25 protein-coding genes and 1 pseudogene are annotated in these 23,375 nt (G+C 49.9%); 13 read left to right on the plus strand and 13 right to left on the minus strand.

What is annotated here, in order from left to right; all coding sequences use genetic code 11:
* From murU to ACOJUO_RS15815, 4 genes are all read left to right on the plus strand, one after another.
* Positions 1–666 carry an N-acetylmuramate alpha-1-phosphate uridylyltransferase MurU gene (murU, locus tag ACOJUO_RS15800; RefSeq protein WP_422137082.1) on the plus strand — a complete coding sequence of 222 codons (666 nt, stop codon included), beginning with the start codon at positions 1–3 and terminating at the stop codon, positions 664–666.
* Entirely contained in the window at positions 663–1,481 is an 819-nt protein-coding gene (gene djlA, locus ACOJUO_RS15805; RefSeq protein WP_422132982.1) for a co-chaperone DjlA, read from the plus strand. The genes murU and djlA overlap by 4 nt, the downstream gene beginning before the upstream one ends.
* 164 nt (positions 1,482–1,645) lie before the next feature.
* Positions 1,646–1,867: a hypothetical protein gene (locus ACOJUO_RS15810; RefSeq protein ID WP_422137468.1), complete on the plus strand. Its 222-nt coding sequence runs from the start codon at positions 1,646–1,648 to the stop codon at positions 1,865–1,867.
* Positions 1,868–2,242: 375 nt separating this feature from the next.
* On the plus strand, positions 2,243–2,446 hold the full coding sequence (locus tag ACOJUO_RS15815) for a hypothetical protein (RefSeq protein ID WP_422132983.1): 204 nt from the start codon (positions 2,243–2,245) through the stop codon (positions 2,444–2,446).
* Positions 2,447–2,505: 59 nt separating this feature from the next.
* Here ACOJUO_RS15815 and ACOJUO_RS15820 read toward each other — a convergent pair whose 3' ends face one another.
* The 4 genes and pseudogenes from ACOJUO_RS15820 to zapE form a co-directional block, all read right to left on the minus strand.
* Positions 2,506–2,646: a hypothetical protein gene (locus ACOJUO_RS15820; RefSeq protein WP_422137469.1), complete on the minus strand. Its 141-nt coding sequence runs from the start codon at positions 2,644–2,646 to the stop codon at positions 2,506–2,508.
* A 309-nt stretch (positions 2,647–2,955) separates the two neighbouring features.
* Positions 2,956–4,473 carry an IS1182 family transposase gene (locus ACOJUO_RS15825; protein ID WP_422132798.1) on the minus strand — a complete coding sequence of 506 codons (1,518 nt, stop codon included), beginning with the start codon at positions 4,471–4,473 and terminating at the stop codon, positions 2,956–2,958.
* 55 nt (positions 4,474–4,528) lie between these two features.
* Positions 4,529–5,398: pseudogene (gene fucP, locus ACOJUO_RS15830) on the minus strand (L-fucose:H+ symporter permease); the annotation flags it as partial.
* 457 nt (positions 5,399–5,855) lie between these two features.
* Positions 5,856–6,962, minus strand: a complete 1,107-nt coding sequence (gene zapE / locus ACOJUO_RS15835; protein WP_422137083.1) for a cell division protein ZapE — start codon at positions 6,960–6,962, stop codon at positions 5,856–5,858.
* Between the two features lie 284 nt (positions 6,963–7,246).
* Here zapE and ACOJUO_RS15840 point away from each other — a divergent pair, with 284 nt between their 5' ends.
* Positions 7,247–7,741 carry a YhcB family protein gene (locus tag ACOJUO_RS15840; RefSeq protein WP_422137470.1) on the plus strand — a complete coding sequence of 165 codons (495 nt, stop codon included), beginning with the start codon at positions 7,247–7,249 and terminating at the stop codon, positions 7,739–7,741.
* Between the two features lie 129 nt (positions 7,742–7,870).
* Here the strand turns inward: ACOJUO_RS15840 and trxB are convergent, their stop codons facing one another.
* Positions 7,871–8,821 carry a thioredoxin-disulfide reductase gene (gene trxB, locus ACOJUO_RS15845; protein ID WP_422132986.1) on the minus strand — a complete coding sequence of 317 codons (951 nt, stop codon included), beginning with the start codon at positions 8,819–8,821 and terminating at the stop codon, positions 7,871–7,873.
* 364 nt (positions 8,822–9,185) lie between these two features.
* Here trxB and cysZ point away from each other — a divergent pair, with 364 nt between their 5' ends.
* Positions 9,186–9,914 (plus strand): sulfate transporter CysZ, encoded by a 729-nt coding sequence (gene cysZ, locus ACOJUO_RS15850; protein WP_422132987.1) that lies wholly within the window; start codon positions 9,186–9,188, stop codon positions 9,912–9,914.
* Positions 9,915–9,995: 81 nt separating this feature from the next.
* Positions 9,996–10,337, plus strand: a complete 342-nt coding sequence (locus ACOJUO_RS15855) for a histidine triad nucleotide-binding protein (protein WP_422132988.1) — start codon at positions 9,996–9,998, stop codon at positions 10,335–10,337.
* A gap of 17 nt (positions 10,338–10,354) precedes the next feature.
* Here the strand turns inward: ACOJUO_RS15855 and ACOJUO_RS15860 are convergent, their stop codons facing one another.
* The gene (locus ACOJUO_RS15860) at positions 10,355–10,765 is read right to left on the minus strand and encodes an OsmC family protein (RefSeq protein WP_422132989.1); all 411 of its coding nucleotides are present in this window, start codon (positions 10,763–10,765) and stop codon (positions 10,355–10,357) included.
* Positions 10,766–11,171: 406 nt separating this feature from the next.
* Between ACOJUO_RS15860 and ACOJUO_RS15865 the strand changes: the two genes are divergently transcribed.
* Entirely contained in the window at positions 11,172–11,651 is a 480-nt protein-coding gene (locus tag ACOJUO_RS15865) for a superoxide dismutase family protein (RefSeq protein ID WP_422132990.1), read from the plus strand.
* Positions 11,652–11,996: 345 nt separating this feature from the next.
* On the opposite strand, the gene trpC is transcribed toward ACOJUO_RS15865, so the two are convergent.
* The 7 genes from trpC to ACOJUO_RS15900 all read right to left on the minus strand — a co-directional run bounded on the left by trpC (position 11,997) and on the right by ACOJUO_RS15900 (position 19,128).
* Entirely contained in the window at positions 11,997–12,800 is an 804-nt protein-coding gene (gene trpC, locus ACOJUO_RS15870; RefSeq protein ID WP_422132991.1) for an indole-3-glycerol phosphate synthase TrpC, read from the minus strand.
* Positions 12,801–12,802: 2 nt separating this feature from the next.
* Positions 12,803–13,840, minus strand: coding sequence for an anthranilate phosphoribosyltransferase (gene trpD, locus ACOJUO_RS15875; RefSeq protein WP_422132992.1), 1,038 nt, complete (start codon positions 13,838–13,840; stop codon positions 12,803–12,805).
* A gap of 88 nt (positions 13,841–13,928) precedes the next feature.
* Positions 13,929–14,510, minus strand: a complete 582-nt coding sequence (locus ACOJUO_RS15880; protein WP_422132993.1) for an aminodeoxychorismate/anthranilate synthase component II — start codon at positions 14,508–14,510, stop codon at positions 13,929–13,931.
* A gap of 1 nt (position 14,511) precedes the next feature.
* The gene (gene trpE, locus ACOJUO_RS15885; protein WP_422132994.1) at positions 14,512–16,038 is read right to left on the minus strand and encodes an anthranilate synthase component I; all 1,527 of its coding nucleotides are present in this window, start codon (positions 16,036–16,038) and stop codon (positions 14,512–14,514) included.
* Positions 16,039–16,395: 357 nt separating this feature from the next.
* Positions 16,396–17,082: a phosphoglycolate phosphatase gene (locus tag ACOJUO_RS15890; protein ID WP_422132995.1), complete on the minus strand. Its 687-nt coding sequence runs from the start codon at positions 17,080–17,082 to the stop codon at positions 16,396–16,398.
* A gap of 91 nt (positions 17,083–17,173) precedes the next feature.
* Complete coding sequence (gene rpe / locus ACOJUO_RS15895) at positions 17,174–17,851, minus strand: ribulose-phosphate 3-epimerase (protein ID WP_422132996.1); 678 nt, start codon at positions 17,849–17,851, stop codon at positions 17,174–17,176.
* A 245-nt stretch (positions 17,852–18,096) separates the two neighbouring features.
* Positions 18,097–19,128, minus strand: a complete 1,032-nt coding sequence (locus tag ACOJUO_RS15900; RefSeq protein ID WP_422132997.1) for an NADP(H)-dependent aldo-keto reductase — start codon at positions 19,126–19,128, stop codon at positions 18,097–18,099.
* A gap of 302 nt (positions 19,129–19,430) precedes the next feature.
* Here ACOJUO_RS15900 and rplM point away from each other — a divergent pair, with 302 nt between their 5' ends.
* The 5 genes from rplM (at position 19,431) to ACOJUO_RS15925 (ending at position 23,325) form a co-directional block, all read left to right on the plus strand.
* Complete coding sequence (rplM, locus tag ACOJUO_RS15905) at positions 19,431–19,859, plus strand: 50S ribosomal protein L13 (protein WP_252176280.1); 429 nt, start codon at positions 19,431–19,433, stop codon at positions 19,857–19,859.
* A 12-nt stretch (positions 19,860–19,871) separates the two neighbouring features.
* Positions 19,872–20,264, plus strand: coding sequence for a 30S ribosomal protein S9 (gene rpsI, locus ACOJUO_RS15910; RefSeq protein ID WP_252176279.1), 393 nt, complete (start codon positions 19,872–19,874; stop codon positions 20,262–20,264).
* Between the two features lie 480 nt (positions 20,265–20,744).
* Positions 20,745–21,338, plus strand: a complete 594-nt coding sequence (gene petA, locus ACOJUO_RS15915) for a ubiquinol-cytochrome c reductase iron-sulfur subunit (RefSeq protein WP_422132998.1) — start codon at positions 20,745–20,747, stop codon at positions 21,336–21,338.
* Complete coding sequence (locus ACOJUO_RS15920) at positions 21,338–22,570, plus strand: cytochrome b (RefSeq protein ID WP_317142580.1); 1,233 nt, start codon at positions 21,338–21,340, stop codon at positions 22,568–22,570. The genes petA and ACOJUO_RS15920 overlap by 1 nt, the downstream gene beginning before the upstream one ends.
* On the plus strand, positions 22,570–23,325 hold the full coding sequence (locus tag ACOJUO_RS15925) for a cytochrome c1 (RefSeq protein ID WP_422137471.1): 756 nt from the start codon (positions 22,570–22,572) through the stop codon (positions 23,323–23,325). The genes ACOJUO_RS15920 and ACOJUO_RS15925 overlap by 1 nt, the downstream gene beginning before the upstream one ends.
* Positions 23,326–23,375: the final 50 nt, after the last annotated feature.

Below are 23,375 nucleotides of genomic sequence, written 5' to 3' on the forward strand. Positions count from 1 at the left end.
ATGATTCTGGCTGCCGGCCTGGGAAAAAGACTCAGGCCACTGACTTTGGAAAAACCCAAGCCACTGGTAGAAGTGGGTGGTAAACCGCTGATAGTACATCATCTGGAAAAGCTCTCGGAGACTGGCTTCACAGACATAGTAATCAATCATGCCTGGCTCGGTGAAAAACTGGTTGCGGCTTTGGGCAAAGGCAGCCACTGGGGCTTGAATATTGAATATTCAGCGGAGTCTGAGCCTCTGGAAACAGGTGGTGGCGTGTTCAAGGCTTTACCGTTGCTGGGGGATGATCCTTTCCTGCTGGTCAACGGCGATGTTTATACAGACTTTGATTTCCAGTCTTTACCAGATACACCCAAGGGGTTAGCTCACCTGGTGTTGGTGGATAATCCTGACTTCAAGAAAGTCGGTGATTTTGCCCTGGACAGTCTTGGACGGGTTCATAAGGATGGTAAGAACAAGCTGACTTTCAGTGGGCTGAGTGTATTGTCACCCGAACTCTTTGCACATTGTAAATCCGGCGTCTTTAAACTCGCACCCCTGTTGATTGATGCAATGGCCTCGGGCAAAGTGGCGGGAGAACATTATCACGGACTCTGGACTGATGTCGGCACAGTGGAACGCTTGCAGAGTCTGGAAGGACATTTAAATCAGAGCAGGGCAACATGACGGCAATTCTGATCGGTGTATTCATCGGTTTTGTGTTTGGAGGACCTTTCGGGGCGTTTTTGGGTGGCTTGGTGGGCGCCTGGTTGAACCGTAATTATATTAATCCCAATCAACGCCAGGGTGGCGGTCCCGGGGGGCATTTTAATCGTCAGCGTGCCCAGAGTGCGTTTTTTCAGGCCACTTTTCTGGTGATGGGCAAGTTGGCCAAGGCTGACGGGCGAGTCAGTGAGCATGAGATTGAAATGGCATCGGCCATTATGAATCAGATGCGTCTCTCACCGGATCAGCGTGAGGCTGCAATCAATCTTTTTAACCAGGGTAAGCAGCCTTCGGCAGATATCAGTGCCGCCCTGGCTGAGTTTCGCAGAGTCGCAGGTTCAAGTACCCTGCTTCCTCTGTTTCTTGAAATTCAGCTGCAGGCTGCATACGCTGATGGCAGCCTGACTCAGGCTGAGCGGGTTGTTTTCAAACAGGTATGTGATCAACTGGGTGTCAGCAAGATCAGTTTTGAGTTGCTTCACAAAAGGTTTCAGGCTCAGAGAGCTTATTATCATGCCGGGGGGCATCAGGGTGGCGGCTGGGCACGTCCAGACAGTGGGAAAAGTCTCTCCAAAGCCTATGAAGTGCTGGGGGTTGAGTCTTCTGCAACAGACAGTGAAGTGAAAAGAGCCTACCGTAAGCTGATGAGTCAGCACCATCCTGATAAACTGGTGGCCAAAGGTCTGCCCGAAGAGATGATGGAAGTCGCCAAGCAGAAAACCCAGGAAATCCAGGCGGCTTACGACCAGATTCGAGAGCACCGGAAAAGTAAGTAATTCTGGTGTATTTTTGTAGGGAACTTCCTTAAGAGGGAGAGGGCTGATGTTTCTCTCAAGTGCAGAGCATGGATTGCCTGTAGTCCTGGAAGGGACGCCATCTCTCTCAGGAGATTCTTCCATTTATGTAATGTATGTCGTTCTTATTACTGAGTTGATCAAACATGAAAGAAAGTAAAAATGAAACTGATGTGCAAAGGAGGTTGCTGAGTGAGATAAAGCAAGTACCTCCTGAATTCCTACCGGCACTGTTGACTATTGTTCATAGTTTCCGTGAGAGTGTTGCCTTCGATAGTGCAGAAAATTCGTTTGAAAAAGGCTGGAAAGAAATTACTGAAAACGACCTCAAGCCCATAGAGGACCTGTGGCAGGGTCTTGAGCATTGATAAAGCTTCAATACACACCAGAATTCGAACGCTCACTGAGCAGGTTATTAAAAAAATACCGCAGTCTTCGAGAAGACCTGGAACCGCTTCTTCATAAGTTGGCAGCGGGTCAAACCCCGGCGACAGACTTCAGGTGTCCGGCGCCGTTTTGTATAAAGTCAGGATAAGAAACTTGGAAATATTATGAGATACCTTTTGACTGCCTTGTAAGCTCTACTCGAAGATTCGAGAGCACCGGAAAAGTAAATAATTCGGGAGCATTTTGTCAGGAACTTTCCCAATAGGGAGAAGAAGACTAATGTTTCTTTCAAACGCAGAACACGGAATGCCTGTTGCATTGGAAGGGACGCCTTCTCTCTCTCAGGAGATTCTTCCATGAATATTGTCAGACAACGATTCATGTACTGGCACATTCCATCCACGACCCGGGTTGTTTTGAAAAGAGAGCGTAATGAAGGCTACTGCTTTTATCCGCTCAAACGGGTAAAGCAAGTACGGAGTTCTGTGAGGTATATTCGCTGTCTGATTTATGAACCTTTTGCAAAAACCATATGGGATCGAAGAGTCACTCTGAGCTAAGCTTCAGCAAACTGGCAGGTGCAGCCATTGCAACCTGCCAGAAACTTTTCACCATGAAATCAGGCTTTGCTCCCTTTGAGACCAAACCATGTGAGGTAAGTAAATCCGATCAGCGGAATAATAAAGGCCCAGCCAATCCCCGCCATATCTGAAATCCGCCCCATTATCGCGGTGAGCACCGCGCCACCAAGAATGGCCATAATCAGGCAGCTGCCACCTAGGAGCCTGACCGAGAATAGCGCCCGTAGCGAGGACGGCAGAAAATTGAGGATGAAAATTCGGTTTTGTAAGGAGAATAGCGAGCTATTTGACGAACAAAAGCGGATTTTCAGACCAATTTGCTGCCGCCGCAGTAGGGCAGTCTATTCTCGGTCAGGCTCCTAGGAGCCTGACCGAGAATAGCGCAACCAGACCAACAGAAGTTTTCCCAAATCTTAAAATGAGCAAAAAATATCCAATTATTAGTGGGATTTTGCTCATTTTTGCATATTTATGCCTTCTCACAGCCTCTATGCTGCCTTTTTAGCCTCTTTCAAATCTTCAAGACGGATTGACCTCGTGGAAGCCGCTTTTACAAATTTTTTGATATTATGCGCAGTGCATACCAGTGAAAATTCCGCTGAAACTTTTTCTTTGCCGCGGAGACTGAACCCTCGGAAACCAGATTCTTTTATCTGTCCAAATGGTGGCTCCGCAATAACTTTACGACGCTCATATATGGCTTTCGCACCGGCTGTCTCCATTTTCTTATTCATAGCCTGACGTGCTTTTTCAAACTTATCGGTACGGATAACCCTGCCAGCCTCTTTCTTTGAATCACTGCAATTCCGACGATAAGGGCATTCCCTGCATACCGTCTTGTTTGCCCGGTAGCTTTTTCTTTTGCTTTTGCTGGCCGGGTTCGTTACCAGCTTTTCCCCTGCCGGACAGATAAATACATCAGCTTCGGAATCATACGCAAAATCCGCTTTGACAAACTTCCTGTCAGAGCTTTCAAGGTCGTCAGCGGCAGGCTTCTCCGCCTTGTCGGTTGCGATATAGGCATCAATCTCATGTCGCTCGACTGTATGTAAGTTTGACCCTGAAAAGTAACCATTATCCATACTCCACTTATCTACAGCCGCGCCATCAGTGGCTCCTGATAATGCCCTCAGCGCCGGCTCCACTTCCTGTACATCGTTGGCGTGTTGGCTGACATGCTGGCCAACAATGATCTGGTTATCGGAATCAACTGTAATTTGAGCATTGTAGCTGTACTCACAATACCCCTTCTTGCTCATCACGCGGGCATCGTGATCTGCAAAACTGATCTGCTTTTTGTCGTCTATTGGTTTGTCTGGATTTAAAGCTTTTTCACGTTCTTCAAGTGCTTTCTTGGCCTCTTTGATTTTTTTCAGGCGCTCTTCTTTAAACTGGAGGTCTTCAGGAATGCTGTAACCATTGGTTGCTTTGTAGGCGTCATCTTCTTCCTGATCACACTGACTGGCTTTTTTGATCAGCTCATCCACTTCGGCACTGAGTTCTGCCTCTTTCGCTTTGAGCCTCCCGTAGCTCATGGCCTTGTGTTTTGAGCTGTTGGCTTTGAACTTGGAGCCGTCCAGGCTGATATGACCCAGTGATGCCATTTTGAGTTCAATGGCCAGTTTGACTGACTGTTTGAAGCAGTCATGGAAAAACGACAGATTATCCTTACGAAAGTCACCAAGAACCCTGAAATTCGGGCAGTTCATTTGTGAGATATACATGAACGCCAAGTCTTGTCGACACCGTCGCTCAATCTCACGGGAACTGAAAACACCATGGCTGTATGCGTAGATCAGAATAGCGACAATGAGCTTTGGAGGGTATGCGTGCTGACCAAGGTGGTGATATTTTTTTTCGACTTCAGACGTATTAATGTTCTGAAAAATGCTTTCATAAATAAAACAATCATGATCTTTGGGAAGCAAATCGAAAACGTTGGTTGGGAACAGCAGATGCTGATCAAACTCAACAGGACTGTCCTTAAACTTTGGTGGTGGTGACATTTGGCATAATCAGAGTTGGTTTAAGGCTTATCATAACAGATAAGCCTATTCTCGGTCAGGCTCCTAGCTGAGTGTCCTTACCCAGCCCAGCTACAGAGAGGCCGTAAATGGTAGGAAACATCAGTGACATGCATCCGGAGATAACCACCAGAGCGTAAATGCCAGCATAGCCAGCTCTCATCATTACAACGATAGTCATAACTGCCGCAACAGTGGCAAGCCCCCCCAGTAAATTGGCAGGTTCGATATAGCGCATCAGAGAGGTACAAAGGAAGCGACTTCCACTGAATAACAGGATTGAATAGAGGTAATAGGTTGATGCTTCTGCCTCGGTGCCTCCGACATTATTCATGACATAACGAATTGTCCATGACCAGCAGCCAATTTGCGCCCCCATGTAAAGAAACTGCCCCAGTACTCCACGGATAAATATTTTCTTTTTAAAGAGACGGCTAAAGGATTTTGAATAGCTGTATGCTTCGGAAGCATCTGCCGCTTTTGGCATTTTGCAGAGCGCTATAGACAGACAGCCTCCCAGAATGATGGCAGCCGTCACTATGTATGGCTCCATAACAGCCATTAATTCCCGGGACTGGATGGCCTCAAGCTGGGCAACCGGCATTGCTACCCGCTCTGCGACTGAAGCCGGGTTGAGCTGGCTCAGGATATAGAATTTCCCGATCAGGACCCCGACAATTGAACCTAAAGGGTTGAAGGACTGGGCGAAGTTCAATCTCTGGGTAGCGGTCTCTTGTGGCCCCATGGCAATAATGTAAGGGTTAGCACTGGTCTCCAGAATGGAAAGCCCGCCAGCCAGTACAAACAGGGCTGCCAGAAAGTGGGAATATTGCATAGTCTGGCTGGCTGGGTAAAACAGCAAGGCGCCAAATGCAAACAGACCCATTCCGAGCAGCACACCGGATTTGTAAGAAAACTTTTAAGTACTCATCCATACGAAATTATATTTTCTGACTTATTGTTCAGGCACTCGCGGCAACTGCTCCTGCGTTGCTCTAGCTCCTGCATCCATGCAGTCGTGATGCGTTGCAACTCTGGTCACATAGCTTGCTATGTTCCCGTCGTTGCGCCTTGCAGAGCACCTGCCCAATAAGCCAGAAATATTCGATTCCGTATGGCTGAGTACTTAGCGTATTAAATTAATACATTCCTTCACGTTATGGCTGTCCTGATCGCATTCAAAACCAGACAGAAGACAACATAGATGGCAGCTTGCTATCTGTTGCCTCAGTGGCTTTTCGATGTCTTTCCGGGAGGGGAGTATAGACAGGATATTCAGTTATGCATGACAGCTATGCCCGGACTGGTTTCAGGCTCAAAATGCATGGCTCGAGGGCATGCTCATTTGAGCCCAATACTCTGTTTTATGACAAAATCGGGTCGTGCGGTTGCGACAGGTATTCTCTGGATTGCATCTCTTGCAGACGACTGATGGTGCGCTGGAATTCAAAGTTCAGCCTGCCGGAGGTATAGAGTTCAGGCAAGGGCGTTGCAGCGGTCAGAATGAGCTTGACGTTGCGGTCATAGAATTCGTCCACCATGTTGATGAAACGTCTGGCCTGATCGTCTTTCTTCTCGCCCATCTGGGGTACATTTTCGAGAATGACGGTTTGGTAAAGGCAGGCCAGCTCTATGTAGTCGTTCTGGCTTCTTGGACCGTCACAGAGTGCCCCGAAACTAAACCAGCCTATGTCTTCGCAGGTGCGTTCGCTGTTGATGGCTCGGCCCGCTATCTCAATGACGTCGGCTTCCCTGCAGTGACTTATGTCTGGTGCAAGGTCATCGAATGTTTTCTGCAAGTGCAGATCAGCTTCCGCTCCCAGAGGGCTGAAGTAAGTGTCTGCCTTTTCCAGCAGGCGCAGGCGATAGTCGGTGCCACCATCAACATTGATCACCAGGGTATGCTCTTTTATCTGGTCAATGGCTGGCAGGAATCGGGCTCTTTGCAAGCCGTCTTTATAGAGTTGATCGGGTACCACGTTGGAAGTGGCTACCAGTGTAATGCCTCTTTGAAAAAGTTGCTCAAAGAGTCCACCCAGAAGCATAGCGTCGGTGATGTCTGAGACAAAGAACTCGTCAAAGCAGATGACCCGGGTTTCGGCAGCCAGTATTTCTGCCACTTTATCCAGGGGGTTTTTTTCTCCGGACAGCTTTTTCAGTTCACCGTGAACCCAGCGCATGAAGTGGTGAAAGTGCATGCGTTTTTTCTCGGAGAACGGGAGGCAGTCATAAAAGGTGTCCATCAGATAGGTTTTGCCCCGGCCAACGCCTCCCCAGAAGTAGAGTCCACGAACAGTATGGGATTCTTTGCCGACAAAAGGGTTGATGCGCCTGAGCAGGGAGTTGCGGGGAGCTTCAGCGGTCAGCTGATCAAAAAGACGCTGAAGATGCTGAACCGCTGCTTCCTGAGCCGGGTCATAGCTGAAGCTGTCTTTCTTTAAGTCCTGCTGGTAACGAGATTCCGGGGTCATGCTAGTCATACAGTTGTTATTTCACCAGGTCCGTTGTTTACGGGTGTCATTTCCAGGGTTGTTGAAACAGTTCCGGCCCATTCCTGTATCGGCAGGCATAAGTCGAGCTGCCATCATTGCCGCAGTCTGGAATAACGGAGCACAATGTATCCTTCCGGCTTCAGCAGGACAAGGTATGTTTTGGCATCCCGATGTTACACAACCGCTCTATACTTTGCGCATAAAAGATTATAACTTTGACAGCAATAAAGGACGTGAAATGTTCCACCCAATGAGGCGATGCTGTGGAAAATGTGAATGTACTTTGGTTTTTAGGCAGTTTGGCATTTCTGGCGGGTATGACCGGTGGCGCACTTTTGTATCATCTGTTGGCAGGCCCCCGTTCGGATCGAGGCAAAATGGAAGCTCAGCTGATCGAACTGGAAGCTGATTTCAAGCAGTATCAGGATAACGTAGCCGATCATTTCAACACAACGGCTCACCTGATCAACAAGCTGACGGACAGCTATAAAGATGTCTATGAGCATATGGCTAACGGAGCCGATTCACTGTGTAACGATGACAGAGTCAAGAACAAGCTCAGTGATTCTCTGATCAGCAGCACAGCTCTGTTGTCGGGTCAGATTCCCAAGCGTCATAACGAACGTGCGAAGCCTCTGGAGCAGCCGCTGGACTATGCACCCAAGACGACAGCTCCGGATGAGAAAGGCACCCTGTCTGAAGACTTCATGGTAACAACTGAAGCTCAAGAGGCGGTGAGTAGCCAGAAAACCTCCTGATCTCTCTTAAGCCTGCAAGCCGACAACAGAAGCCGACGCAAGACTCCACCCTCCGCTCCCGGGCCGCGACCCAAACGGCCTGAGAGTATGGCAGAGCTTTACGACAGCCTCAATGGCGGGGCACTGTGATCAGGACAGAGAGTCAAGGTATTTTTCAGCATCCAGGGCAGCCATACAGCCAGTGCCGGCAGAGGTAATAGCCTGACGGTAAACGTGATCCATAACGTCACCCGCAGCGAATACGCCTTCTTTGGAAGTCAGTGTTGCGTTGCCTTCTGAACCACTGTTGACTTTAATGTAGCCGTCTTTCATTTCCAGCTGGCCTTCAAAAATACCGGTATTCGGTGTATGGCCGATGGCAATGAAGCAGCCTTCAGCGTTGATTTCGCGGGTCTCGCCAGTATTCACATCCTTGATGCGAACGCCTGTCACGCCCATGCTATCTCCCAGTACCTCATCCAATGTGGCGTCAAGGGCCAGCTCCATGTTGCCGTTTTCTACCCGGTCGATCATCTTGTCCTGCAGAATTTTTTCTGCACGGAAACCCTTGCGACGGTGAATGAGTGTCACTTTCTTTGCAATGTTGGAAAGATAGAGGGCCTCCTCGACAGCAGTATTACCGCCACCCACTACCACGACGTCCTTGTTTTTGTAGAAGAATCCATCACAGGTGGCACAGGCAGAAACCCCTCTGCCCTTGAAGGCTTCTTCACTGTCCAGGCCCAGGTAGCGGGCGCTGGCACCCGTGCTGATAATCAGGGAATCACAGGTGTAGGTATCGCTACCTTTCAGGGTGTATGGCTTCTTGCTCAGATCGACTTCTTCGATATGATCAAAGATGATTTCGGTACCAAAGCGTTCTGCATGGATGCGCATATCTTCCATCAGGCCGGGTCCCTGAAGACCTTCGGGGCCTCCTGGCCAGTTGTCCACGTCGGTAGTGGTTGTCAACTGCCCGCCCTGTTGCATACCAGTGATCATAACCGGCTTCAGGTTTGCCCTGGCAGCGTAAACCGCAGCTGTATATCCTGCAGGACCGGAACCCAGAATCAGCAGCTGGACGTGCTTGGCTTCACTCACATTTTACTCCTCGTTCAGGAATGACTGTCAGAGACAAAGAAAATCTCTGACGGTAAAGGCTTCATAATTCGTTAAACTGTGTGAATAATAACGGCTTGTGCTGACGAGAACCAGAATCTCTTCAGCGATTGGCCTTTGTTCGTCATTAACTTCACTGCCAATTGTCAGCAGTTGTGTAAGTACCTGGCCAGTTGGTTTCGCATATTCTGGACGGTGGATTTTTTCATCCTTCAAGGCGCAACGACGGGCGCGTAGCCATAGCTACGCAACTAGAGTTGGAACGCAGAAGGATGGAAAAAGCCGCCGTCCAGAATATGCGAAACCAACTGGTTAGGTACTTAACATCAATAAAAGGAACTCTGCCATGCCATCGCCTGCACCGGGAAGTGGACCCGGTTATTTCCTCAAGGGTCTATCCTATCTTCCCGATCCGGCCATCCGCCTGTTTGTCTTGATTCCCCTGACCGTTAATATTCTGGTGTTTGGATTCCTGATCTATTTCGGTCTTCAGCAAATGAGCGTGCTGATGGAGCAGCTGCTTAACTGGTTGCCTGACTGGCTGTCTTTCCTTGAATTCCTGCTCTGGCCTCTGTTATTCCTGGCCATGCTGGGAGTGGTCTTTTTTACTTTTACCATCGTTGGGAACTTTATCGCGGCACCCTTCAATGGGCTTCTTGCCGAAAAAGTTCAGAACCTTCATGGCAAGTCAGACCTGCCGGAATACGAGTTGAAAGACTGGCTGACCCTGTTACCCAGAGCCGTAGGCCGGGAGGTCAGAAAACTCATCTACTACCTGCCCAAGGCTGTGGTTCTGTTAATTTTATCCTTTATTCCCGTGGTGAACCTCGTCACCCCTGTGCTCTGGTTTCTGTTCAACAGCTGGATGATGTCGATCCAATACTGTGACTATGCTGCGGACAACAGGGGGGTGTCGTTTAATGATATGCTGGAACGTCTGAAGCAGGATCGAAATTACGTCTGGGGTTTTGGTACAGCCGTCACTCTGGTTATGCTGATTCCTTTTGTCAACTTGCTGGTCATGCCAGCTGCTGTCGTAGGATCGACGCTGCTTTGGGAAGACAGGATTGAGTAGTGCAACAGGAGCCTTTCGGGCTAAGGAATCTGATGATAGGCTTAATTCAGTTTTTCGACTCAAAGGCCCGGAGGTCAATTAATGAGCTGTCTTTTCTGCAAGATAGTCGAAGGGGAGATCCCCGTCGACAAGGTCTACGAAGACGACGATGTTCTTGCGTTCAGGGATATCAATCCCCAGGGCCCCGTTCATGTTCAGGTCATTCCCAGGAAGCATATCGCAACACTTAACGATGCCACTCCGGAAGATCAGGCAGTTTTGGGGAAAATGGCGCTGGTGGCCAGTCAGATCGCTAAAGATGAAGGTTTTGCCGAAGACGGCTACAGAACGGTGATGAACTGTAATAGTCATGGCTGTCAGTCGGTTTACCACATTCATCTCCACCTGATTGGTGGTCGTCAGATGAGCTGGCCTCCGGGCTGACGAGCCATGCCTGTGACTCAGGCTTCAATAATCTCAAAGCTGTGGGTGATTTCTACATCACCCTTACCCAGCATCTTGGCAACCGAGCAATACTTATCTGCAGACAGCTCTATGGCACGCTCAACATGGGATTCTTTTACTGCGGTGCCTTTAACGACAAAGTTGAGGTGAATTTTGGTGAAGACAGCAGGTACAGAGTCGGCACGTTCAGCCTGAATATCGACGTGGCAGTCAACGACCTTCTGGCGAGCTTTTTTCAGAATACCGATCACATCAACAGATGAGCAGCCACCCAGGCCCATCAGGATCAGTTCCATTGGGCTGGGTGCGGATTTAACCGCTCTATCTGCGTCCATGACAACGGAGTTATTACTGTCAGTCAGTCCCAGAAAACGTTCCTGATCCACCCATTTGACTTGTGCTTTCATTACAGCGTCTTTCCTTTCTTGAAGAGGGCTCTCAGTCTCAAACCCACAAGCTTTGAAGGTCGGGAGCTTGGGGTGGAGGCTTCATAAGAGCAGCCAGAAAAATATCCCCATCGTCTTTTATCCAAATCCAATGGGTATCAAGCCGCTATCTTACCTCAGCAGCAGGATGTCAGGCTAACCATCCTGTTAATGTACGCTCTGTGAGCAGGAGCCATAACGGCTCTGGCTGATAAGAAACGTGATGCTGGTGAGTCGGAAGCAACATAATAACGGTCGGGAATGTCAATGAGTTTTTTTGGAATAAAACCATAAAAAGCCTGTTTTTTAAGGCACTGTATTAAGTAAACCCGAATAAGCATGGCTATATTGCTGTTTTACAATCCCATTTCTCCTGGAGTTGGCAATCATGTTCAATAAAGTCAGTGCGCTATCGGGTGTAGTAGTCGTGGCAGCTATGCTTTCTGCCTGTACCTCCAATGAAAGCTATACGGTCATGGTGAATCAGGTTTCTCCTTCCGGTGTAGGAGCAGAACTGGGAACAGTGACTGTTTCTGAAGCCTCCGGAGGAGGGGTGCAGTTGACACCCAATCTTTATGACCTGCCGCCCGGAGAGCATGGTTTCCGTGTTCATGAAAACCCCAGCTGCGAACCGGGCTCCAAAAATGACGTGATGCAGGCGGCCCTGGCAGCCGGAGGTGCTCTTGATGATCTGCCCATGCTTGATGTAGACGACAAGGGCTTCGCCACAGTTCCGGTGGTTGCCAAGAATTTGAAACTGACTGATCTGAAAGAGCGCTCGCTGGTTATCCACTCCGGCACTGCTGTCATTGGCAATAACACGCCAGAAGGCGCCGATTCAAGGATTGCCTGCGGGGTCATCAAGTAGTTATCCGTTGGGCTTTGAGAGCTTCTGCTTGAGCAGACGAAACCCGGGCCAGGAGCCTGTCGGACTTAAGCGTCCGTAGCGAGGATTGCAAGAAATTGAGGATAAAAATTTCTGTTTCTGAGGGGAGTAGCGAGCTATTTGACGAAGAAACAAGGATTTTTAGACCAATTTATCGCAACCGCACGACTGCATGGATGCAGGAGCTAGAGCAACGCAGGAGCAGTTGCCGTGTAGGACAGTCTTAAGTCCGACAGGCTCCTGGGGGCTGGAGGCAGTATTGCGACAGCCTCTGATGCCTGGGTAGAAAACAGTTTGATCTTGGCTGCTGGTCCTCAATCTAAGGCGTTAAAGGTATTGACTAAACAGTTTTTTCAACCCGTCACCCGGATCTTCCTGACGCATAAATGCTTCACCGACCAGGAAGCTGTTTACACCCTTCGAAAACATACTATCAACGTCTTCTGTTGTATGGATGCCGCTTTCTGTAATCACTTTTCTGCCTTCCGGAATCTCAGTAAGCAGAGAGAACGTATTGTCCAATGTGACTTCAAAAGTATGCAGGTTTCGGTTATTGATGCCCAGCAATGTACCTTCCAGAGGTAAAGCACGTTCCAGCTCATCGGCACCATGGACCTCTACCAGAACATCCATCCCCAGGTCCAGGGCAGTACTGCTGAACTCCTGAAGTTCACCGTCTGTGAGACAGGCAGCGATCAGCAGGATGCAGTCTGCACCAATCATGCGGGATTCATAAATCTGCCATGGATCGATCATAAAGTCTTTGCGCAAAACAGGCAGGGCACAGGCTGAGCGGGCTTCCTGAAGGTAGCTTTCAGCACCCTGGAAAAAGTCCCTGTCAGTCAATACGGACAGGCAGCTGGCGCCCGCTTTTTCATAGCTCCGGGCAATGCTGGCCGGATCAAAATTTTCGCGAATCACCCCCTTGCTGGGAGACGCTTTTTTGATTTCGGCAATGATCGCTGCCTGCCGGGCTTCTGTCCGGGCTTCCAGGCTTTTGGCAAAGCCACGGGACTCTTCAGTGTGACGGGCTCTGGTAATAACCTCCTGCATGGACAGTGTTGCCTGACGCTCTGCGACTTCTTCACGTTTTCTCTCAACAATTGTGTTGAGGATGGTTGGCATAGACATTGTTACCCCTCCGCAATCACTTGTGTGAAGCTGGCCAGCTCACGCATTTTTTCCAGGCCCAGCCCGCTGGCAATAGCATCCTGTGCCATGGCTATCCCTTCCTGCAGACTGGTGGCGACACCGGAAACATAAATGGCCGCACCAGCGTTCAGCGCGATCATGTCTGCCGCTTTGCTGGCGTATTCGCCTTCCCGTTTACCCAGGGCATCCCTGATTAGCGCCAGTGAGTCCCCGGAACCTTCTACACTCAACCCGATCAGGCTCCGGGATTCAATGCCAAAGTTCTCTGGCTTGATCACGTATTCATGAATTTCGCCATCTTTCAGCTCAGCTATAAAAGTTTCGCTGGCGATACTGATTTCGTCCAGACCATCCATAGAGTGTACGACCATGATGTGCTTGTTGCCCAGCTCGCGCAGAACCTCGGCCATAGGGCGGCAGAGTTCACGGGTAAACACACCGATGACAAGGTTTTTTACACTGGCGGGGTTGGACATAGGTCCCAGGATGTTGAAGAAGGTTCTTATGCCAAGCTCTCTGCGGACACCGACAACGTTTTTCATGGCACAGTGGTGAGCCGGAGCAAACATGAAGCCTACGCCCACATGTTCAATACAGCGTGCTACCTGTTCAGGACTGATGTCCAACTGAATGCCTGCTCTTTCCAGCAGGTCAGCACTGCCGCTGGAACTGGATACTCCCCGGTTGCCGTGCTTGGCAACAGAGGCACCGGCGGCGGCGGCGACAAACGAGGAAGCTGTTGATACATTGAACAGGTGTGCACCATCTCCACCGGTGCCGACAATATCCACCAGGTGGTCAGCGTTAACTTCAACCGCAGTAACCATTTCTCTGAGTACCTGGGTAGCCCCGGTAATTTCTTCAATGCTTTCGCTTTTCATGCGCATGGCGGTCAGGAATGAGCCGATCTGGGTATTGGTGCACTGGCCTGTCATGATGTCGCGCATGATGCTCATCATCTCGTCACGGCTCAGGTCAAGATGGCTGACAGCGCGGGAAATGCCCTCTTTAATATTCATGTAATCTGGCTCCAGTCGGTGTTCTCAATCGTTCGTCTGAATGTCTGTTGTCTATGGCCTGGCTTCTGTCACCAAAGGCTTTATTGCTTCAGGATTGCTTCAGAAAATTTTCCAGCATGTCGTGGCCTCGTTCGGTCATGATGGATTCCGGATGGAACTGGACACCTTCCAGGGGTAGAGTCTTGTGGCGAATCCCCATGATCTCATCCATGCTGCCATCTTCGTGCTGGGTCCAGGCGGTAATTTCAAAACAGTCTGGCAAGCTCTCTTTTTCAACAACCAGTGAGTGGTAGCGGGTCGTTGTGACCGGGTTGGGAAGGCCTGTGAACACCCCCAGCCCCTTATGATAAACAGGTGAGACCTTTCCATGCATGACTTGCCGGGCCCGGACTACTTTGCCACCAAAGACCTGGCCTATGCTCTGGTGTCCCAGACAGACACCAAGAATAGGCTTTTTGCCACTGAAGTGAGCAATAGCTTTCATGGAGATACCGGCCTCATTGGGTGTGCAGGGGCCGGGTGAAATAATTATACGTTCCGGGTTTAGGGTTTGGATCTGTTCCAGAGTTATGTGGTCGTTACGATGCACTGCCACTTCCTGACCCAGTTCGCCAAAGTACTGAACCAGATTCCAGGTGAACGAATCGTAGTTGTCGATCATTAAAAGCATCTTAGTTTCGCTCCCCTGTCTGCTTCTGGCTGCTGGAAGCAGCAGACAAACCTGTCTGAGCCATGGCAACGGCTTTGAAAAGGGCTCGCCCCTTATTCATGGTTTCTTTCCATTCCATTTCGGGAACTGAGTCGGCGACAATGCCCGCACCAGCCTGAACGTGGAGTTTGCGGTCTTTGATCACGGCAGTGCGAATGGCAATGGCAGTATCCATGTTGCCGTTCCATGCCAGATAACCCACTGCTCCGCCGTAAACCCCGCGCTTGACAGGTTCCAGTTCATCAATAATTTCCATGGCACGTACTTTCGGTGCGCCACTGAGTGTACCTGCTGGTAGTGTCGCTTTGAGCACGTCCATGGCATCCATACCGTCTTTTAAACGACAGGTGACATTCGATACGATATGCATAACGTGAGAGTAACGTTCAATGATCATCTTGTCGGTCAGGCTGACACTGCCTGTTTTAGCTACACGCCCAACGTCGTTTCTTCCCAGGTCGATGAGCATCAGGTGTTCTGCCAGTTCTTTGGGGTCATTCAGCAGTTCTTGTTCCAGTGCCTTATCCCGCTCTTCGGTGGCACCGCGTTTGCGAGTACCTGCAATAGGTCTGACGGTGACTTCACCGTCTTCAAGACGGGCAAGAATCTCAGGTGATGAGCCTACGACATGAAAATCACCCAGATCCATGTAATACATATAGGGGGATGGGTTAGTAGTGCGCAGAGCCCGGTAAAGGTTAAGGGGTGAGCTGTCAAAAGGAATGGTCATGCGCTGGGATGGAACCACCTGCATAGCGTCTCCGGCCAGAATGTATTCTTTGATGGTTTCTACTGCAGCTTCAAAGGCATCCTGACCGAAACCGGATTTGAAATCATTTTCCCGGGCAGGGTTCAGTGAAGCCTGTGCCGGTGGCAGTAGATTGGTCGTTTGCAGTCTCCGCACCAGGTCATCCAGTCGAAACTCTGCTTTTTCCAGGGCAGCAGATTCTGCCGGGTCAGCATGGGTCACCATAATCAACTTGCCACTGAGGTTGTCAAATACCACCAGTTCGTCAGAAACCATCAACATGATGTCCGGGTTGTTTAGCTCATCTTTTGGCGCTGTTCGTTTCAGCCGTTCTTCAATATGACGGATCGTGTCGTAAGCAAAGTAGCCTACCAGTCCGCCGGTAAAGCGAGGCAGATCAGGCAGCTCGGCCACTTTGTAGCCCTGTTGAAACTGCTTAATAAAGGTCAGAGGATCTTCCGGGTTATGCTCTTCAACAATCTGGCCATCGGTTTCCAGTGTGACCTTGCAGTCGGGGTTGTAGCCTGACACCCGGAGTATGGTTCTGCACGGTAGTCCAATCATTGAGTAGCGTCCCCACTTTTCTCCGCCTTCCACGGACTCAAGCAGGTATGAGTAGCGACCATTGGCCAGCTTCAGGTAAGTGGTCAAGGGTGTGTCCAGATCCGCCAGGATTTCCCGCGTTACAGGAATACGGTTATATCCTTCGCGGGCCAGACGAGAAAAAGCTTCAGGCGTCATACTGGCCTCTTTATTATCAGGCTGTTTAAAAAGTACTAAAAAACGCAGGGTTTTGGCTGAGTTGGGGCTTTTTAATCAGGCGCAGGGCCAGCCATGCCATCGCCGGGAGGAAAGCTTTGAGGTAGGGGTGGAAGGTCTCACTGACCGTTCAGTGGCTCTTATATTGATGTATGTCTCTGAATGACTTGCTATCACTGCTGGCTCCGCAATTATTCTGGGCGCAGTTGTATGAGTAAGAGTTGAAGACTATATGACTGCAAGGGTTAATGCAAACACTGGGACTACTGAATTGTGTAGTTTATTGCCTCTCCCCTGAGTCTTTGCAGTTTGGCAGTCTGTCAGGCTCAGGGTCAGATTTCATAGCAAATCCGTCAGACTATCGATAACAAGGTCCGGGTGTGCAGACTCAATCGGCTCTCCATGGTTATAGCCGTAGCGAAGGCCCACCACTTTTACATCTGCAGCTCTGGCCGCTTTTACGTCACTGCTGGAGTCCCCGATCATGAGGCTGTTCTGCGTAGTACAGCCAAAGTGCTTCATGGTGTGCTGAAGGGGCAGCGGGTGGGGCTTTTGCTCGTTCAGGCTGTCACCACCTATGCTGAGTTCAAAGAAGTGGTCAATGCCCATATGCTTTAACAGTGAGTCGGTGAAGATTTCGGATTTGTTGGTTACTACAGCCTGTTTGACGCCCGCCTTGTGGATCTGGTTGAGGAAGGTGAATACGCCGGGGTAAAGAGCGCTGTGCTGGCCAACTTCAATGGCGTAGTGGTGTTTGAACCGTTCCATAGCTTTGGTAAAGATGCCTTCTTCAACAACACCGGGTTGGTCACCCATCATGTCATCAGCCAGAGCCCTTTTGACCAGTGATGGAATACCATTGCCTACCCAGAGCCTGGCTTTTTCATCACCAGCTTCAGGCAGGTTGAGTTCTGTCAGCATTTTATCCAGGGCTATAGCCAGATCGGGAACACTATCAACCAGTGTGCCATCAAGATCGTACATGATTAATCGAACGGGACTGCTCAATAATTCAAACAACTTCATTGTTTTCAAATATCCAGAGGGAAGAAGTAATAGAGGCCGAGGTTTTAGAAGGAACAGAGTCAGCAGGCGACTCTACTCCCTGAGGACAGCTTCAGAGGGATTCTGCCTTGGAAAGCTCTGTCCGCATTTGGCTGATAACATCATGATAATCCTCAGCATTGAAGATGGCTGAGCCGGCAACAAAAGCATCTGCACCGGCTTCAGCGATCTGGCGAATGTTCTGTACACCGACGCCGCCGTCTACCTCCAGACGAATGTCCAGCCCACTGTCGTCAATCATTTTGCGAGCATGGCGCAGTTTGCGCAGAGTCGAAGGAATGAATTTCTGGCCACCAAAGCCCGGGTTTACGGACATAAGCAGAATCATATCCAGTTTGTCGATCACATATTCAATCACGTCGGGAGAGGTTGCCGGATTCAATACCAGACCGGCTTTACAGCCACCTTCACGAATCATCTGCAGGCTGCGATCAATATGATCAGAGGCTTCAGGGTGGAAGGTGATCATGCTGGCCCCGGCTTCAATAAAATCTCCGATTATGCGGTCTACCGGGTTGACCATCAGGTGGACATCGATGGGAGCAGTAACGCCATGCTTTCTCAGGGCCTTGCAAACCATGGGGCCAATGGTCAGGTTGGGTACGTAGTGGTTATCCATGACATCAAAGTGTACCCAGTCAGCTCCGGCAGCAATGACGTTGTCCACCTCTTCTCCAAGACGGGCAAAGTCAGCCGAAAGTATGCTGGGGGCGATAATAAAGTCACGCATGTTTTGGTTTCCGGTGAGTTCCGATCAGAAATGTGGGGGATTTTAGACTTTTGCCCAGCCGATGTCAGTTCTTAACAAAAAAGTATTCACCTTCAAGTAGGTGGACTGACTAGATTGAGTCGTGCTTTCAGAAAGTGCCTGAAGCTTTGCGGTGTTTTGACCTTTTGCTCACTGGAAGAGGCTCGTTGTTTCAGGGGTGTTGGGTGTCATTGAGGCTGACACCCGATGAACAAGGGTGTAATAAATCAGGGGGCGGGGTTCGGCTGCAGGGTGTGAATGCTTTCAATCTCTTCCAGCAGGGGTTCTGACAGCTGCAATTCACTGGAAGCGAGGTTGCTCTCCAGTTGCTCCAGGTTGGTAGCGCCAATGATGTTGCTGGTCAGGAAAGGGCGGGATGTGACAAATGCCAGTGCCATCTGAGCAGGGTCCAGACCTGAATCTTTTGCCAGCTGTACATAGGCCTCGATGGCCCTGCGAGATTGGGGTGAGTCATAGCGCTGGTAGTGAGGGAATAACGTTAATCGAGCGTTTTCAGGTCGCGCACCGCCAATGTATTTGCCCGAAAGAGCGCCAAACCCCAATGGTGAGTATGCCAGAAGACCGACCTGCTCACGGTGGGCTATTTCAGCAAGACCTACCTCGAAAGAACGGTTCAGCAGATTATAGGGGTTTTGAATACTGACGGCTCTTGGCAGGTGCTTTTCGCTGCTGATACGGAGGTGCTCCATGACGCCCCAGGGGGTTTCGTTGGAGAGGCCGTAGTGTTTGATCTTGCCGACCTTAACCAGTTCATCCAGGGCTGAAAGTGTTTCTTCTACCGGCGTCCCGTCGAAGCCGTGCTGGTGAGCGTAACCGAGCTTTCCGAAGAAGTTGGTGTTACGATCAGGCCAGTGCAGCTGATAAAGGTCAATAGCCTCAACGCCCAGTCGTTTCAGGCTGCCGTCAATGGCTTTATGGATATGATTCGGTGTCATCATTCGGCCACCGTCTATATATGTCAGGCCGGGGCCGCAGACCTTGGTGGCAATGACCAGATCATTGCTTTTGCCACGCTGCTTTATCCAGTTGCCAATGATAGATTCTGTAAGGGAATAAGTTTCTTCCCTGGCCGGTACCGGATACATTTCTGCAGTGTCAATGAAATTGACACCATAGTCCACAGCTCGATCCAGCTGAGCGAATGCTTCCTGTTCGGTATTTTGCTCGCCCCAGGTCATAGTGCCGAGACAAAGGACGCTGACATTAATATCGGTGCGCCCCAGTTTTCTGTATTCCATTGAAATCAAGCTCCAAGGGTTTCAGCCTGATGGCAGAATAACTCCGGATTTACAATGTTCACAAGGGTATTTGCAGATTATTTGTATCAGCGGATACGTAGGAATCCTCTAATGTGTCGGAAGGGGGTTTCATTCCTGTGAACAGACGATATAATACCGCTCCCGTTTCCCAATTGAGCGCCCATGTTTGAACAGGTCGTTGCCGGAGCTGTTAGCCTTGCTTCGATCCCTGATCAGTTCCCTGAGAAGGGCGGCCAAGTAAGAACAGGTATTGCGAGAGCAATACTACTGAGGCGAATTTAATGAAAACTTTTAGTGCAAAGCCAGAAACCGTAAAACGTGACTGGTTCGTGGTCGACGCTGAAGGCAAGACCCTGGGGCGACTGGCTACCGAAATTGCAACCCGTCTGCGCGGCAAGCATAAGCCAGAATACACTCCTCACGTTGACACTGGCGATTACATCGTTGTTGTTAATGCCGAGAAGGTCCATGTTACTGGTCGTAAAGCGTCTGACAAAATGTATTACCGTCACACTGGCTTCCCTGGTGGCCTGCGTTCAGCCAGTTTTGAAAAGCTGATTGCGCACAAGCCAGAAATGGTCATTGAAAAAGCTGTTAAAGGTATGCTGCCAAAAGGCCCTCTGGGTCGCGACATGTACCGTAAGCTGAAAGTTTACGCCGGTACTGAGCATCCGCATGCTGCTCAACAGCCACAGAAACTGGACATTTAATCGGGGGTAGCCATGTCAGTGACTCAATACTACGGTACCGGACGTCGTAAGTCTTCTACCGCTCGCGTTTTCCTGAAATCTGGTTCTGGCAGTATTTCTGTCAATGGCCGTAGCCTGGACGAATACTTCGGTCGTGAGACTGCTCGTATGGTTGTTCGCCAGCCTCTGGAACTGACCGAATTGCTGGAAAAATTCGACATTAAAATCACCGTTAACGGTGGTGGTGGTTCCGGTCAGGCCGGCGCTATCCGTCACGGTATCACTCGTGCGCTGATCCAGTACGATGAGAGCCTGCGTTCTCCTCTGCGTAAAGCTGGCTATGTGACTCGTGATGCACGTGAAGTTGAACGTAAGAAAGTGGGTCTGCGCAAAGCGCGTAAGCGTCCACAGTTCTCCAAGCGTTGATGTCGCTGGCGCCTGTTTTCAGGCGCTGCAGAAAACGCCCGCTTTATGCGGGCGTTTTTTTTGGCTGAAAAAAAGAAAACGGTACGATCGCTGGTGTTTTGTATCCTTGGCGAAGGTTGTTTGTATAAAAAACAAACTTAATCAGTGTTGGATGTTTAACAAATATGGCCTGGGCTGGATGTAATAGAATATGCCCTTGGACAATGGGGGGGCTGGAGTTCCTGTGGCGTAAGGGTTTGATTCAGAGGTTAAGGAAAACTTCATGTAAGGCTTTTGTATAGAAACTAAAACCAGTATCATTACGCTCTGCTGCTTAGGTGGGACAAATAATCAGACAAGGCTTTGACAGGGGGTGAGAGAAAGGTCATTTAAAGATTTTTCTCTTAGTAAGAGACGTAACTCTTGTACTCCCTGCTAATATCCCACCCGTGAATTAAAAGAAGTTTTTGGGCATTTGCCTGGATGGGGAGAGTAGGTTAAATGAGTGACAACGGCGTAAATAACAGCCGGCGCCGCTTTCTCGTGGCTGCGACTTCGGTGGTGGGGGCTGCCGGGGCCGTTGGGGTCGCTACACCTTTTATCAAGTCATGGAATCCCAGTGCCAAAGCAAAGGCTGCTGGTGCTCCTGTGAAGGTGAACCTCAGCAAGTTGGAGCCGGGACAGCAGATTGTAGTTGAATGGCGCGGTAAGCCTGTGTTTGTGGTAAGACGAACCCAGGCCATGCTGGATAATATAAGGTCTCTGGATGACAAGTTGAGAGACCCCAGGTCCGAGAAATCAGAACAGCCAGCGTACGCAGCAAATGAGTACCGTTCCGTGAAGGATGAGTACCTGATTCTGGTCGGTCTTTGCACCCACCTCGGGTGTTCACCCAAATACATGCCTGAAGTTAAACCGATGGAATTTGACCCTGAATGGAAAGGTGGTTACCACTGCCCATGTCATGGTTCGAAGTTCGATCTGGCTGGTCGTGTATTCAAGGGAGTGCCTGCGCCCACCAATCTGGAAGTGCCTCCTTATACCTTTGAGAGCGACACAGTCATCATTGTCGGCCAAGATGAGGAGAATGCGTAATGGGCAACTTCATGGATTGGCTTAATGCCAGGCTACCTGTCACCCAGGTCTGGGAAGATCATCTCAGTAAATACTACGCACCAAAGAATTTTAACTTCTGGTATTTCTTCGGCTCTCTGGCGCTGCTGGTTCTGGTTAACCAGTTGCTGACCGGTATCTGGCTGACCATGAGTTACGTGCCCAGTGCAGAGCAGGCTTTTGCTTCTGTTGAATACATCATGCGTGATGTGGAATACGGCTGGCTGATTCGCTACATGCACTCTACCGGCGCATCTTTCTTCTTTATCGTTGTCTACCTCCACATGTTCCGTGGTCTGATCTACGGCTCTTACCGAGCTCCAAGGGAGTTGGTGTGGATCTTTGGTATGGCCATTTATCTGGCGCTGATGGCTGAAGCCTTTATGGGCTACCTGCTGCCATGGGGTCAGATGTCATACTGGGGTGCCCAGGTTATCATTTCCCTGTTCGGTGCTATCCCTGTTATTGGTCCAGACCTGCAGCAGTGGATCCGGGGTGACTTCCTGATCTCGGGTATTACTCTGAACCGTTTCTTTGCTCTGCACGTTGTGGCTCTGCCTATCGTTATTCTGGGTTTGGTGGTCTTGCATATCATTGCCCTGCACGAAGTGGGTTCCAACAACCCTGACGGTGTTGATATCAAGAAGCTGAAAGACAAGGACGGCGTACCTCTGGATGGTATTCCATTTCACCCATACTACACCGTGAAAGACCTGGTAGGGGTTGCAGTCTTCCTGTTTGTGTTCTGTAGTGTCATGTTCTTCTTCCCTGAAATGGGTGGCTTCTTCCTTGAGTACGCTAACTTTGAGCAGGCCGATGCACTGAAGACTCCAGCGCATATTGCACCGGTATGGTACTTCGGAGCCTTCTACTCCATCCTGCGTGCGATCACCTTTGACATAGGTCCGATCGACTCCAAGCTCGGTGGTGTTATCATGATGGGGGCAGCGATTGCTATTTTGTTTGTCCTGCCATGGCTGGATCGCAGCCGGGTCAGATCCTGGCGCTACAAGGGTATTATCAGCAAGGTTGGGATTTTCCTGTTTGCCATTGTCTTTGCGGTGCTGACCTGGTTAGGAACTCAGCCGGCGACAGTAACCTACACACTGATTGCACAGCTTTGCACCCTGTATTACTTCGCATTCTTCCTGTTGATGCCGTTTTATACACGATGGGAAAAAACCAAACCTGTACCGGAGAGGGTGACCGGATAATGAAAAAAACAATAATTACCCTGTTGTTTTCGCTGGTCCCAGTGCTTGGATTTGCGGCGGGTGGTTCAGGTTATCCTCTGGATCCGATTGAGACTGATCACTCTGACAAGGCATCGCTGCAGCGTGGTGCCATGTATTATCAGAACTTTTGTGCGGGCTGTCATGCGACTCAGTTCCAGCGCTACGAGCGTGTAGCCGACGATATCGGTATTCCACACGATCTGATGATGGAAAATCTGGTACCAAAGTCTGCCAAGATCGGTGATCTTATGAAGAACGGTATGCGCAAGGATGAAGCCAAGGTATGGTTTGGTGCTGCGCCACCGGATCTGACCATGGTGACCCGGGTACGTGGTGAAGACTGGGTCTACACCTACCTGCGTACTTTTTATGAAGATCCAAAGCGTCCTTGGGGTGTGAATAACAAGGTATTCCCTGACGTGGGTATGCCTCATGTACTGATGGAGCTTCAAGGTGTTCAGATTGACAGCTGTCAGGGCACAAGCCCGACCGAGCGTGATCCTCTGACCGGTGAGAAGATTTGTGGTCTGATTGTGGATCCTGAGCGCAAAGGCTCCCTGACTCCGGCTGAATACGATCAGGCGATGTATGACTTGACCAACTTCCTGTCATACTCTGCTGAGCCTGTGAAGCAGAAGCGTCAGCAGCTGGGTATCTATGTCTTGTTGTTCCTGGTTCTGCTCTTCATCGTAGCTCTGCTGCTCAAGCGCGAATACTGGAAAGATATTCACTGATTGACAGTCTGTTAGCGTAAAAAAGCCCATGTCGGAATATCTGTCATGGG

Source organism: Endozoicomonas sp. ALC020, from assembly GCF_049275935.1.
Classification (GTDB): domain Bacteria; phylum Pseudomonadota; class Gammaproteobacteria; order Pseudomonadales; family Endozoicomonadaceae; genus Endozoicomonas_A.